Source organism: Phenylobacterium sp. NIBR 498073 (assembly GCF_027286305.1).
Lineage (GTDB): Bacteria > Pseudomonadota > Alphaproteobacteria > Caulobacterales > Caulobacteraceae > Phenylobacterium.
In genome coordinates, this window is the sequence record NZ_CP114599.1 from 3,488,357 (window position 1) to 3,500,840 (window position 12,484).

Consider the following 12,484-nt stretch of genomic DNA (forward strand, 5'->3'; position numbering starts at 1 on the left):
GTCGTTTACCAAGCACTGGGTAAATCCTGCCTAGCGGCGGGCGAGTGAGCGTCCGTCCCGCGTACCCCGGGAAGGACGCCCGCGTTGAACAACTTCGTAGCCGCCCTGCAGAGGTTCGGAATCGGACGACTGGCGGCCATCCTCGGGATCGGGATCGGCGTCGCCGCCGCGCTCATCGCGCTGACCATGAACCTGGGCGAGCCCAAGGCCCTGCTCTATTCGAACCTCGACCTCAAGGAAGCGGGCTCGATCACCACCGCTCTCGACCAGGCGGGCGTGAAGTACGAGGTCAAGGGCGACGGTTCGACCATCATGGTGTCGCGCGACCAGGTCGCCTCCACCCGCCTGATGCTGTCGTCCAAGGGTCTGCCGACCTCGGGCTCGGTCGGCTACGAGATCTTCGACGAGGCCAACGCCCTCGGCCAGACCGACTTCGTCCAGCAGCTGAACCGCCAGCGCGCCCTGGAGGGTGAACTGGCCCGTACGATCCAGAGCCTGGACGGCGTCACCTCGGCCCGTGTTCACCTGGTGCTGCCCAAGCGCCAGCTGTTCGAGGAAGAGGCCGAGCAGCCCTCCGCGGCGGTGACCATCGGCGTCGGCGGCCGCGCGCCGTCCGCCGATCAGGTGCAGGCGATCCAGAACCTGGTCTCCAGCGCGGTGCCGAACCTGAAGCCCGGCCGCGTCACCGTCGTCGACCAGCACGCCAAGACGCTGTCGGCGGGCGAGGACGGCTTCGGCGCCCAGGCCGCCGACGGCCGCCGCAGCGACGTCGAGCAGCGCATCGCCAAGACCGTCACCAAGCTGGTCGAGGGGGTCGTCGGCCCTGGCAAGGCCCGCGTCAACGTCACCGCCGACCTCAACCTGGCCCGCGTCACCGTCCAGCAGGAGACCTTCGACCCCGACGGCCAGGTCGTCCGTTCCGAGACCACCAACGAGGAAACCTCGCGCGAGAACCAGCCCGACGCCAACGGCGCGGTCTCGGCCAGCGCCAATATCCCGGGCGGCGTCGGCGCCAACGGCGAGGCCATGAACCAGTCCGCCAGCGGCCGCACCGAGTCGACCACCAACTACGAGATCTCCAAGACCATCCGCACCGAGGTACAGGAGCCGGGCGACATGAAGCGGCTGTCCGTCGCCGTGGCCGTCGACGGCGTCACCGCCGCGGGCCAGGACGGCAAGCCGGGCGCCTACACCCCGCGCTCGGCCGAGGAGATGCAGCGCATCGAGCAGCTGGTCCGCACCGCCGTCGGCTTCAACGCCGACCGCGGCGACCAGGTCACCGTCGTCAACGTCCGCTTCCCGCAGGCCGACGCCGAGGGCGGCGTCGAGACCGCTAATCCGCTGATGGGCTTCGACAAGAACGACATCATGCGCGCCGTCGAGCTCGGCATCCTCGGCCTGGTCGCGGTGCTGCTGATCTTCTTCGTCGTCCGCCCGATGCTGAAGCCGTCGAAGGGCGGCGCCGGCATGCCGGCCCTGGCTGGCGGCGCGCCGGTCACCCGGCTGGTGACCACCGCCGACGGCCAGCCCCTGCAGATCCAGGTCGATCCGGCCACCGGCCAACCGCTGGCCCTGCCCGGCCCCGGTAATGAGCTGGAGCAACGCATCGACATCGCCCGCATCGAGGGCCAGGTGAAGGCCTCCTCGGTGAAGCGCGTCTCGGAATTCGTCGAGACGCACCCCGAAGAGTCCGTTTCGCTGCTGCGTAGCTGGCTCCACGAGACGACATGAGCAGCCGCGTGAAGTCCATCAACGACGCATCCAAGCTCAGCGGCCCTGAGCGCGCCGCGGTTGTCCTGCTCGCGCTCGGCGAAGAGCACAAGACGATCTGGGAGCACCTGGACGAGGAGGAGATCAAGGAGATCTCCCAGGCGATGGCCGGCCTCGGCACCGTCTCGTCCAGCGCCGTCGAACAGCTGCTGGTCGACTTCATTTCCGGCATGTCCGGCGCCGGGGCGATCATGGGCTCGTTCGAACAGACCCAGCGCCTGCTGCAGGCCTTCCTGCCGCCCGACAAGGTCGACTCCCTGATGGAGGAAATCCGCGGTCCGGCCGGCCGGACCATGTGGGACAAGCTGGGCAACGTGAATGAGGCGGTGCTCGCCAACTACCTGAAGAACGAATACCCGCAGACCGTCGCGGTGGTGCTGTCGAAGGTGAAGTCCGACCACGCCGCCCGCGTGCTCGCGGCGCTGCCGGAAGACTTCGCGCTGGAATGCGTGACCCGGATGCTGCGCATGGAGCCGGTGCAGCGCGAGATCCTCGACAAGATCGAGCAGACCCTGCGCACCGAATTCATGTCCAACCTGGCGCGCACCTCCAAGCGCGACAGCCATGAGATGATGGCGGACATCTTCAACGCCTTCGACCGCCAGACCGAGGCGCGCTTCATCGCCGCCCTGGAGGAGCGCAACCGCGAGAGCGCCGAGCGCATCCGCGCCCTGATGTTCGTGTTCGAGGACCTGTCGAAACTCGATCCGGGCGGTGTCCAGACCCTGCTGCGCAACGTCGAGAAGGACCAGCTCGGCCTGGCGCTCAAGGGCGCGTCCGACTCCCTGCGCGAGATGTTCTTCTCCAACATGTCCGAGCGCGCCGCCAAGATCATGCGCGAGGACATGGAAAGCATGGGGCCGGTCCGCCTGCGCGACGTCGACCAGGCCCAGATGGCCATGGTCCAGGTCGCCAAGGACCTGGCCGCCAAGGGCGAGATCATGCTGGCCGGGGCCGGCGGCGATGACGAGCTGATCTACTGATGACCACCAGCACGCCCCACCCGAAATTCGGCTTCGATACGGTGTTCGACAACGCTGGCGACGTCGCCTACGCCGCCCAGCGGCCCAAGCGCCTGTTCCCTGCCGAAGAGGTCGAGGTCCTACGCGCCCAGGCCTTCGCCGAGGGCGAGCGCCAGGCCCTGGCCTCGATGGCCGCGCTGCAGGCCCAGGCCCTGTCGCAGATCGCCGCCAGCGTCGGCCAGGCCCTGCCGCGGCTGGCCGGCGTCGCGCACGAGCATCGCGTCGGCGCCGCGGAGCTGGCTCTGGCCTGCGCCCGGGCCATCGCCGACGCCGCCCTGGCAAAGTTCCCCGAGGCGCCGATCCAGGCCGCCCTGGAGAACCTCGCCCGCGAGATCGAAGCCTCGCCGCGGCTGATCGTCAGCGTCGGCTCCGACCTGGCGCAAGGCGCCCAGGCGGCGCTGGAGCAGACCGCCCAAGCGATCGGCTACCCTGGCGCCATTCAGGTCCGACCCGCCGCCGGCGTCGGCCCGGCCGCCTTCACCCTCGACTTCGGCGACGGCGCCGCGGCCTTCGATCCGGCCGCCGCCGCCGCCCGCGTGGACGCCGCGCTGCAGGCGGCGCTAGCCGCCGAAGGGCTGCACGCCGAACCCCTCATTCCCGGAAGCGAAAGCTGACCGCCATGTCCGACAACGACCTCAAACTCGACGAATTCGGGCCTTCCGACATGCCCTTGGCCGATATGGGCATGGAGATCGAGGACAAGACCGCCAGCGACCTGGCCCCGGTCTTCGACGTGCCGGTCTCGATCTCGGCGGTGCTCGGCCGCGCCACCATGTCGGTGGCCCAGCTGCTGCAGCTGCAGTCGGGCAGCGTCCTCGACCTGGACCGCAAGGTCGGCGAGGCCATCGACATCTACGTGAACAACCGGCTGGTCGCCCGCGGCGAGGTCGTCATCGTCGACGACCGCCTGGGCGTGACCATGACCGAAATCATCAAGGACGGCGACACTCAGGGCTGATCGCCTGAGGGTCTGTAGGAGATAGTGCTATGCGGCTTTTGGTCGTCGGAAAACTGAACGGACAGCTCTCCAACGCCGTGAAGATGGCGATGACGGCGGGCGCCAAGGTCAGCCACGTGGAGACCATCGAGGCGGCCACCCACGCCCTGCGCGCCGGCCAGGGCGCGGACCTGCTGCTGGTCGATTACGACCTCGACATCGCCGGGCTGATCGCCGCCAACGAAGGCGAGCGGATCCGCGTGCCGGTGGTCGCCTGCGGCGTCGACCCGGACGCCCAGAAGGCCGGCGACGCGATCCGCGCGGGCGCCAAGGAATTCATCCCGCTGCCGCCGGACGCCGAGATGATCGCCGCCGTCCTGGCCGCAGTCTCCGACGACGAAAAGCCGATGGTCGTGCGCGATCCAGGCATGCAGGGCGTCATCAGCTTGGCCGACCAGGTCGCCCCGTCCGAAGCCTCGATCCTGATCACCGGGGAAAGCGGCTCGGGTAAGGAAGTCATCGCCCGCTACGTGCACCAGAAGTCGCGCCGCGCCAGCCGCCCGTTCATCTCGGTCAACTGCGCCGCGATCCCCGAGAACCTGCTGGAAAGCGAGCTGTTCGGCCACGAGAAGGGCGCCTTCACCGGCGCCGTGGCCCGCCGCATCGGCAAGTTCGAGGAAGCGAACGGCGGCACCCTGCTGCTCGACGAAATCTCGGAGATGGACGCGCGCCTGCAGGCCAAGCTGCTGCGCGCTATCCAGGAGCGCGAGATCGACCGGGTCGGCGGCGCCAAGCCGGTGAAGGTCGACATCCGTATCCTCGCCACCTCGAACCGCGACTTGGCCCAGGCGGTCAAGGACGGCACGTTCCGCGAGGATCTGCTCTACCGCCTCAACGTCGTGAACCTGCGCCTGCCGCCGCTGCGCGAGCGGCCCGGCGACGTGGTCGCCCTGGCCGAGTTCTTCATCCGCAAGTACGCCAAGGCCAACGGCATGCCCGAGCGGCCGCTGTCGGCCGAGGCCAAGCGCCGGCTGGCCGCCCATCGCTGGCCGGGCAACGTCCGCGAGCTGGAAAACGCCATGCACCGCGCGGTGCTGCTCGCCACCGGCGCCGAGATCGAGGAAGGCGCCATCCGCCTGCCCGACGGCCAGCCGCTGGCCGCCCCCGATCCGGCCGCCCGCGCCGCCCAGACCGCGGCCGACGCCGCCGAGGCGGTGACCCGCACCTTCGTCGGCCAGACTGTCGCCGACATGGAGCAGCGGCTGATCATCGACACCCTGTCGCACTGCCTGGGCAACCGCACCCATGCCGCCAACATCCTCGGCATCTCGATCCGCACCCTGCGCAACAAGCTGAAGGAATACACCGAGGCCGGCGTCTCGGTGCCCGCCCCGCAGATGGGCGCCAGCGCGGCCTGAACGAGTAACCCGAGTAGATCATGACCGACGCCTCGCTCTCCTCCTCGGCTCGTCCCTCGCCCCGCGAAATGCTGGGCTGGCTGATGAAGGGCGAGGTCGCCCTGGCGCTGGGCGTCATCGGCATCGTCATCCTGCTGATCCTGCCGATCCCGCCGTTCATGCTGGATATGCTGCTGGCGGTGTCGATCACCTCGTCGGTGCTGATCCTGATGACATCGCTTCTGATCAAGAAGCCGCTGGAATTCACCGCCTTCCCGACCGTCCTGCTGGTCACCACCCTGTTCCGCCTGGGGCTGAACATCGCCTCGACGCGCCTGATCCTCGGTCACGGCCACGAAGGCGCACACGGGGCCGGCAAGATCATCGAAGGCTTCGGCAAGCTGATGATGGGCGGCAACTTCGTCATCGGCGTGATCGTGTTCATCATCCTGGTGATCGTGAACTTCGTCGTCATCACCAAGGGTTCGGGTCGGATCGCCGAAGTCGCCGCCCGCTTCACGCTGGACTCGATGCCCGGCAAGCAGATGGCCATCGACGCCGACCTCTCGGCCGGTCTCATCGAAGAGAACGAGGCCAAGAAGCGCCGCAAGGAGCTGGAGCAGGAAAGCACCTTCTTCGGGGCCATGGACGGCGCCAGCAAGTTCGTGCGCGGCGACGCCGTCGCCGGCCTGATCATCGTCGCCATCAACATCATCGGCGGCATCCTGATCGGCGTCGTCCAGCACAAGGTGCCGATCGGCCAGGCCGCCTCGTCATATACGATCATGACCATCGGCGACGGCCTGGTCAGCCAGATCCCGGCCCTGATCATCTCGATCGCCGCCGGCTTCCTGGTGTCGAAGGCCGGCGTCGACGGTTCGGCCGACAAGGCCCTGGTCGCCCAGCTGGCCATGAACCCGATCAGCCTGGGCATGGTCTCGGCCTCGGCCGGCGTCATCGCCCTGATCCCGGGCATGCCGATCATCCCGTTCGCCGCCCTGGCCGCGGGCGCCGGGTTCCTGGCCTGGCGCCGTTCGCAGGAAGCCCTTCTGCCGCCGCCCGTCGACATCGTGCCGGTCGACGCCGCGGCCGCCGCCCAGGATCAGGAAGAGCCGATCAGCCAGGCCCTGGCCATCGACGAGATCAAGATCGAGCTGGGCTACGGCCTGCTGCCGCTGATCAACGACCTCGAGGGCCGCCGCCTGACCGACCAGATCAAGGCCTTGCGCCGCACCCTGGCCCAGGACTTCGGCTTCGTAATGCCGGCCGTGCGCATCCTCGACAACATGCGCCTGCCCTCGCAGGGCTACATGATCCGCATCAAGGAGATGGAAGGCGGCGGCGGCGAGGTGCGGCTCGGCTCGCTGATGGCCATGGATCCCTCGGGCGGCCAGGTCGAGCTGCCGGGCGAGCACATGCGCGAGCCGGCCTTCGGCCTGCCGGCCACCTGGATCGACGACTCCCTGCGCGAGGAGGCGACCTTCCGCGGCTACACCATCGTCGACCCGGCCACCGTGCTGACCACGCACCTGACCGAGATCCTCAAGGAGAACATGCCCGACCTGCTCTCCTACGCTGAAGTCCAGAAGCTGCTGAAGGACCTGCCGGCCGAACAGAAGAAGCTGGTCGACGACCTGGTGCCCTCGGTCGTCTCGGCGACCACGATCCAGCGCGTGCTGCAGGCGCTGCTGCGCGAGCGGGTCTCGATCCGCGACCTGCCGGCGATCCTGGAAGGCATCGGCGAGGCCGCGCCGCACACCGGCTCGATCACCATGTTGGTCGAACAGGTCCGCGGCCGCCTGGCCCGCCAGCTGTCATTCGCCTATCGCGGCGACGACGGGGCCTTGCCGATCATCACCATGTCCGGCGAATGGGAGAACGCCTTCGCCGAGGCGCTGATCGGCGCCGGCGAGGAAAAGCAACTGGCCCTGGCCCCCTCGCGCCTGCAGGACTTCATCCGCGCTGTTCGCGACACCTTCGAGCGCGCAGCCTTGGCCGGCGACAGCGCCGTGCTGCTGACCAGCCCGCAGATCCGCCCCTATGTGCGCTCGATCATCGAGCGCTTCCGCGGCCAGACCCCGGTGCTCAGCCAGAACGAAATCCACCCGAAGGCGCGGCTGAAGACGGTGGGCCAGATCTAGGCCTGGGTCAGCCCAGCGGTTTGGCGAAGATCAGCTGCGGGCCGAAGCCCTCTTCGTGGCGGCCGCCGGTGTCGACGAAGCCGATCTTCCGGTAGGCCTCGATGGCCGGGAGGTTGCGGGCGTTGACCGCCAGCATCAGCTGCGGCTGCACCGGCCGCTCGCGCACGAACCACGCTTCCAGCAGGCTGATGCAGCGGCGGCCGACGCCCTTGCCCTGGAACCCCGGGCGAACCCGGAAATTGTGCAGGCTGACCGTGCCGGGCGGCGCCCAGGGCGGGCGGCGCAGCCCCTCGCGCAACACGAAGAAGCCGACCACCTCCCCGCCAGGTTCGATCACCGCGAAGCCCTGTTCGAGACCGACCGCGTCGGTTTCGTTCAGTCGCCCGAACACCTCGTCCAGGCTGCCGGCGAACGCCTCCTGTTCCGGCGGCAGCCCGATGATCTCGACCACATCGCGGTCGGCGCCCGAAATCGGCTCAAGTCTCCAGTCGGCGGCCTGCGTCGTCATGCCCATGATTAAAAGACTAGCACGCAATCGGCGAACAATGTCATCCCGCCCCGTGCGGAGACGCGCGCCTGGCGCTCAATTCCGGCCTGCGCGACGACGGGCGGCCCGGCCCGCGGCTCAACGGGCGTTGCAGCCGCGGGCCTCGGCTGATAGCGATTTGCCCCTGGCGCGGTCGATTGGGCCGCGAAGCGTTGGAAATCGAATGCGGCGACCTGCTTCCCCGACCCGGCGCGGCCCGGGCAGCGCGATCTTCTGGGATCTGCTGACCTTCGAGCGGCTGATGACCAACCAGGTGATTCATCTCATCTATTGGGCCGGCCTCGGGGTCATCGCGCTGATCGCGTTCGGCACTGTCGGGGCCGCCGTCGGCGTCGCTCTGCGCGAGGAAAGCTGGATCGGCGTGATTCTGGCGATCCCGGTCCTGGTGGCCGGTCTGCTGGTGGTCGCAGGTCTTGTGCTGCTGTGGCGCTCGTTCTGCGAACTCTACGTCGCCCTGTTCCGTCTCAGCGACGACCTGCACGCCCTGCGCGAGGCCGCCGACGCGGCCGAACAGGCGCCCGCCCGCGCGGCGCCTCGCCAGCCGAACCCCGGCCCGCTGAACTAGCCCGCCCTGATCCGGGCCGCCACGCCCCTCGCCGGGCTCACCAGCCGCCGGCCGCCCTGCGCAGTCCCAACTCGTCAAGCGCCGCGGTTTCGAGGCGCGCGGCTTCCTTGACCTGCGCCAGCCGGATGCCCTCGGCCACCTGCTCGTATTTCTTCTGCTCTTCGAAGGCCAAGGCCAGAGCGTCGCGGGCGCCGGCCTCCTCCAGGGCGATGGTGTCGATCTGCGACTGCATCACCGCCTTGCGGGCCCGCAGCCCCTCCCAGAACCCGACCTGGTACCAGCCGGCCTCGGCGTCCTGGCGGGCCCGCTGCGCCTCCGCCTCTCCCTCGGCTTCGAGGAAGGCCAGCTTCATCTCGGCCTGCATCCGCCGGTCGGCGATCTCGCCCAGGCGCTTCTGGAGGATTTCGACCTCGTAGGTCGAGAGCTTGATCAGGGACTGGGCCCAGCTCATGCGGCTTCACCGTTCAGAATGTGGGCGAGGATGTTGAAGCTGTCGTCGAGGCTGGTGGCCTCGTCCTTGTCCTGGCCGAGGAACGCCTCGAGCGCGGGATTGAGGGCGATGGCCCGGTCGACCTGCGGATCGGCCCCGGCGCGATAGGCGCCGATGCGGATCAACTCTTCCATATTGGCGTAGGCCGACAGCGACTGCCGCGCGGCCTTCACGATCTCGCGCTCGTGCGGCAGGTGGCACCCCGGCATCGTCCGGCTGATCGACTTCAGGACGTTGATCGCCGGGAAGCGGCCGCGCTCGGCGATGGCCCGCTCCATCACGATGTGCCCATCGAGGATCCCGCGCACGGCGTCGGCGATCGGCTCGTTGTGATCGTCGCCGTCGACCAGCACCGTGAAGATGCCGGTGATCGGCCCCGCCGTGGTGCCGTCGGGGCGGATCGGCCCCGGACCGGCGCGCTCAAGCAGCTTGGGCAGTTCGGTGAAGACGGTCGGCGTATAGCCCTTGGTGGTCGGCGGCTCGCCGGCGGCCAGCCCGATCTCGCGCTGGGCCATGGCGAAGCGGGTGACGCTGTCCATCATGCACAGGACTTCCAGGTCCTGGTCGCGCAGGAACTCGGCGATGGCCAGGGTCATGTAGGCGGCCTGGCGGCGCTTCAGCGCCGGCTCGTCGGAGGTGGCGACCACCACGATGGCGCGCTTCAGCCCCTCCTCGCCCAGCGTTTCCTCAATGAACTCGCGGACCTCGCGGCCCCGCTCGCCGATCAGCCCGACCACGACCGCGTCGCAGTCCGACTGCTTGGCCAGCATCGACAGCAGCACCGACTTGCCGACGCCCGACCCAGCGAACACGCCCAGGCGCTGGCCGCGGCAGCAGGTGGTGAAGACGTTCATCGAACGCACGCCCAGGTCCAGGCGCTCGCCCACCCGGCCGCGGGCGTGGGCGGCAGGCGGCGCGGCGCGCAGCGGATAGGCGGCCGTGCCCTGCGGCAGCGGCCCCAGGCCATCGATCGGCTCGCCGAAGGCGTCGATGATGCGGCCCAGCCAGGCGGTCGTCGGCCGGACAGCCGAGCCCTGCGGCTCGATGCGGATCTCGGCCCCTGGCGCCACGCCCTCGACCGGGCCGAACGGCATCAGCAGGGCGCGGGTCTCGCGGAAGCCCACCACCTCGGCGGCCAGCGGCTTGTCGGCCCGGCGCTCGATTTCGGCCCGCGCGCCGACGGCCAGTCGCGTCAGCCCGCCGCGGGCCTCGATCAGGAGGCCGTTCACGGCTGCGACGCGGCCGGAGACGGTAAGCGGATCGATCCGCTCGACGGCGGCGACAAGGCTACGCAAGGACAGCACCCCAGCGGTCAGATTCGACCTCCAGGGAGAATCCGCCCGCCGCCGTTAACTCCCGATGAAGATTCCCAGCCTGGTCAGCGCAGCGCCGCCGCCAGCCGCGCCGCCTGGCCGGGGTGGCGCGCCACCAGCTTGGCGGCGGTCGCCGGACGCCGCATGGCCGCCCCCAGCAGCAACGGCCGCCCAGCCTTGGCCAGCAGCGGCCGGGCGGTCTTCGACAACCCTTCGCGGCCAAGGAAGGCGGCCAGCCCGACGACGGCCAGCGCGCTGAGACCGAAGGTCAGGCCAGGACGCTTCTGGACCTCGGTATAGACGCTGAAGCGGCGACCCTTCAGGTGCTCGCTCTCGGTCAGGCCGTCGAGGCCCGGCTCATAGAGATTGTCGCGCGCCGGCTTGTCTCCCCGCCTGCGGTTCATCGGCGGCAGCATCCGGGCCAGCACCTTGTCGACCACGATCGGGGCCGCGGCCGATCCGATCGCCATCGGCCGCGCGCCCGATCCGACTACGATGTCGCGCACCGGATGGACGGCGGCGTGCAGGATGGCGTCGGCCACGACGTCGGGGGCGTAACGCGGCGGCCGGACCGAGGCCGCCTGGTCCATCAGGTTTCGGGCGTGATCGGCGAACGGGGTCGAGACGCTCGACGGCTTGATCAGGGTGATCGAGACCGGGATCTTCTCCCGCAGGACCTCCAGCCGCAGCGCGTCGGTGAAACCCTTCACCGCATGCTTGGAGGCCGAATAGGCGCCCATCAGCGGCGCGGCCACGTCCGACAACGCCGACCCGACATTGATCACCGCCCCGGCCCGGCGTTGTTCCCGGTAGTGCTTCACCGCCTCCAACGAGCCGTTGACCACCCCGAAGTAGTTGGTCCGGAACAGCCGCTCGTGGTCCTCGGCCGAGGTCTCCGCCAGCTGGCCATAGAGGCCTACCCCGGCGTCGTTGACCCATGTGTCGAAGCGATCGAAGCGCGCGATCGCCGCGCGCGCGATCTTCTCCACGTCCTGCGGCGCGCCGACGTCGGCGACCACCGCATGGGCGCGGCCGCCCTGGGCGTTGATGTCCTCGCAGATCGCCCGCAGAGCCTCGCCGTTGCGGGCGGCCAAAACCACCGCCGCCCCGGCCTTGGCGGCCTTGCGCGCCGTCGCCAGACCGATGCCCGACGATGCTCCGGTGATGACGACGACTTGGTCGGCGAGCGGCTTCAGTTTCACGGCCATGACGATCCTTTGGGCTTGGGGGTTCCACGTCCAAACGACCCGCCGCGGGGACCGTTCCGCGGTTAAGATCGGGGCGAGGCCCCATCCGCCGTTCGCCCACCAAGTCCAATCACAAAAGATTCAACGGCCACGCGACTCGCCCCGGAGGGCGGCGCTTGTCCCCGATTCCCGAACCGAGTTAACGATTCGTCCGAAGGGGCTTCACCATTAACCGATCATAAATTAACTCGCGGGCAAGTTAACCGCGAGGATCGGGGCGGATTGCCCGAATTTGTAGGTTCTAGCGCTACCGTTCGAGGAGGAACTGATGCGCGTACTGTTGATCGAAGACGACAGCGCCACGGCGCAGAGCATTGAATTGATGCTCAAATCCGAAGGTTTCAACGTCTACACGACGGACCTCGGCGAAGAAGGCGTCGATCTGGGCAAGATCTATGACTACGATCTTATCCTGCTCGACCTGAACCTGCCCGACATGAGCGGCATGGACGTTCTGCGCACCCTGCGGGTCGCGAAGATCAACACCCCGATCATGATCCTGTCGGGCACGGCCGAGATCGACACCAAGGTCAAGACGTTCGGCGCCGGCGGCGACGACTACATGACCAAGCCGTTCCACAAGGACGAACTGGTCGCCCGCATTCACGCGGTGGTCCGTCGCTCCAAGGGCCATGCCCAATCGGTCATCAAGACCGGCGACATCACCGTGAACCTCGACGCCAAGACCGTCGAAGTGAACAACAGCCGCGTCCACCTGACCGGCAAGGAATACCAGATGCTGGAGCTGCTCTCGCTCCGCAAGGGCACCACGCTCACCAAGGAAATGTTCCTGAACCACCTCTACGGCGGCATGGACGAACCCGAGCTGAAGATCATCGACGTCTTCATCTGCAAGCTGCGCAAGAAGCTGGCGGCCGCCGCCGACGGCAAGCACCATATCGAAACCGTCTGGGGCCGCGGCTACGTGCTGCGCGACCCGAACGAAAGCGCCGTGGCGGCCTGAACGGGCCCGACGCTTCACTAGACTGCCGAACGCCCGCCGCTCCTTCCGGCGGGCGTTTTCTTTTTGCGCAGGTTCCGCGCTAGGGTCGCCG

The 12,484-nt window shown here is 68.7% G+C and carries 12 protein-coding genes; 8 read left to right on the forward strand and 4 right to left on the reverse strand.

Translation table 11 applies throughout. The features are described from left to right. Nucleotides 1-84: 84 nt before the first annotated feature. From fliF to flhA, 6 genes are read left to right on the forward strand one after another with little or no spacing between them, the layout of a single operon-like run. The gene (gene fliF / locus O4N75_RS17475) at nt 85-1,731 is read left to right on the forward strand and encodes a flagellar basal-body MS-ring/collar protein FliF (protein ID WP_269626721.1); all 1,647 of its coding nucleotides are present in this window, start codon (nt 85-87) and stop codon (nt 1,729-1,731) included. Then, entirely contained in the window at nt 1,728-2,753 is a 1,026-nt protein-coding gene (fliG, locus tag O4N75_RS17480; protein WP_267234245.1) for a flagellar motor switch protein FliG, read from the forward strand. Before fliF ends, fliG begins: the two co-directional genes overlap by 4 nt. Then, a complete protein-coding gene (locus tag O4N75_RS17485) occupies nt 2,753-3,406 on the forward strand; it encodes a flagellar assembly protein FliH (protein ID WP_269626722.1) in 654 nt (217 codons plus the stop codon). The genes fliG and O4N75_RS17485 overlap by 1 nt, the downstream gene beginning before the upstream one ends. A 5-nt stretch (nt 3,407-3,411) precedes the next feature. Continuing rightward, entirely contained in the window at nt 3,412-3,750 is a 339-nt protein-coding gene (fliN, locus tag O4N75_RS17490; RefSeq protein ID WP_269626723.1) for a flagellar motor switch protein FliN, read from the forward strand. Between the two features lie 29 nt (nt 3,751-3,779). Then, nucleotides 3,780-5,147 carry a sigma-54 dependent transcriptional regulator gene (locus tag O4N75_RS17495; RefSeq protein ID WP_269626724.1) on the forward strand — a complete coding sequence of 456 codons (1,368 nt, stop codon included), beginning with the start codon at nt 3,780-3,782 and terminating at the stop codon, nt 5,145-5,147. Between the two features lie 20 nt (nt 5,148-5,167). Further along, nucleotides 5,168-7,267, forward strand: a complete 2,100-nt coding sequence (gene flhA, locus O4N75_RS17500; protein WP_269626725.1) for a flagellar biosynthesis protein FlhA — start codon at nt 5,168-5,170, stop codon at nt 7,265-7,267. A gap of 7 nt (nt 7,268-7,274) precedes the next feature. Here the strand turns inward: flhA and O4N75_RS17505 are convergent, their stop codons facing one another. Then, nucleotides 7,275-7,775 (reverse strand): GNAT family N-acetyltransferase, encoded by a 501-nt coding sequence (locus tag O4N75_RS17505; protein WP_269626726.1) that lies wholly within the window; start codon nt 7,773-7,775, stop codon nt 7,275-7,277. 202 nt (nt 7,776-7,977) lie between these two features. Between O4N75_RS17505 and O4N75_RS17510 the strand changes: the two genes are divergently transcribed. Continuing rightward, nucleotides 7,978-8,379 carry a DUF4282 domain-containing protein gene (locus tag O4N75_RS17510; RefSeq protein WP_269626727.1) on the forward strand — a complete coding sequence of 134 codons (402 nt, stop codon included), beginning with the start codon at nt 7,978-7,980 and terminating at the stop codon, nt 8,377-8,379. Nucleotides 8,380-8,416: 37 nt separating this feature from the next. Here O4N75_RS17510 and O4N75_RS17515 read toward each other — a convergent pair whose 3' ends face one another. The 3 genes from O4N75_RS17515 to O4N75_RS17525 all read right to left on the reverse strand — a co-directional run bounded on the left by O4N75_RS17515 (nt 8,417) and on the right by O4N75_RS17525 (nt 11,390). Continuing rightward, nucleotides 8,417-8,830, reverse strand: coding sequence for a flagellar export protein FliJ (locus tag O4N75_RS17515; protein ID WP_269626728.1), 414 nt, complete (start codon nt 8,828-8,830; stop codon nt 8,417-8,419). Next, nucleotides 8,827-10,164 carry a flagellar protein export ATPase FliI gene (gene fliI, locus O4N75_RS17520; protein WP_269626729.1) on the reverse strand — a complete coding sequence of 446 codons (1,338 nt, stop codon included), beginning with the start codon at nt 10,162-10,164 and terminating at the stop codon, nt 8,827-8,829. Before fliI ends, O4N75_RS17515 begins: the two co-directional genes overlap by 4 nt. Nucleotides 10,165-10,247: 83 nt before the next feature. Beyond that, the gene (locus O4N75_RS17525; RefSeq protein WP_269626730.1) at nt 10,248-11,390 is read right to left on the reverse strand and encodes an SDR family oxidoreductase; all 1,143 of its coding nucleotides are present in this window, start codon (nt 11,388-11,390) and stop codon (nt 10,248-10,250) included. A 307-nt stretch (nt 11,391-11,697) separates the two neighbouring features. On the opposite strand from O4N75_RS17525, the gene O4N75_RS17530 reads away from it, so the two are divergent. Beyond that, nucleotides 11,698-12,393: a response regulator transcription factor CtrA gene (locus O4N75_RS17530; RefSeq protein ID WP_269626731.1), complete on the forward strand. Its 696-nt coding sequence runs from the start codon at nt 11,698-11,700 to the stop codon at nt 12,391-12,393. Nucleotides 12,394-12,484 lie beyond the last annotated feature (91 nt).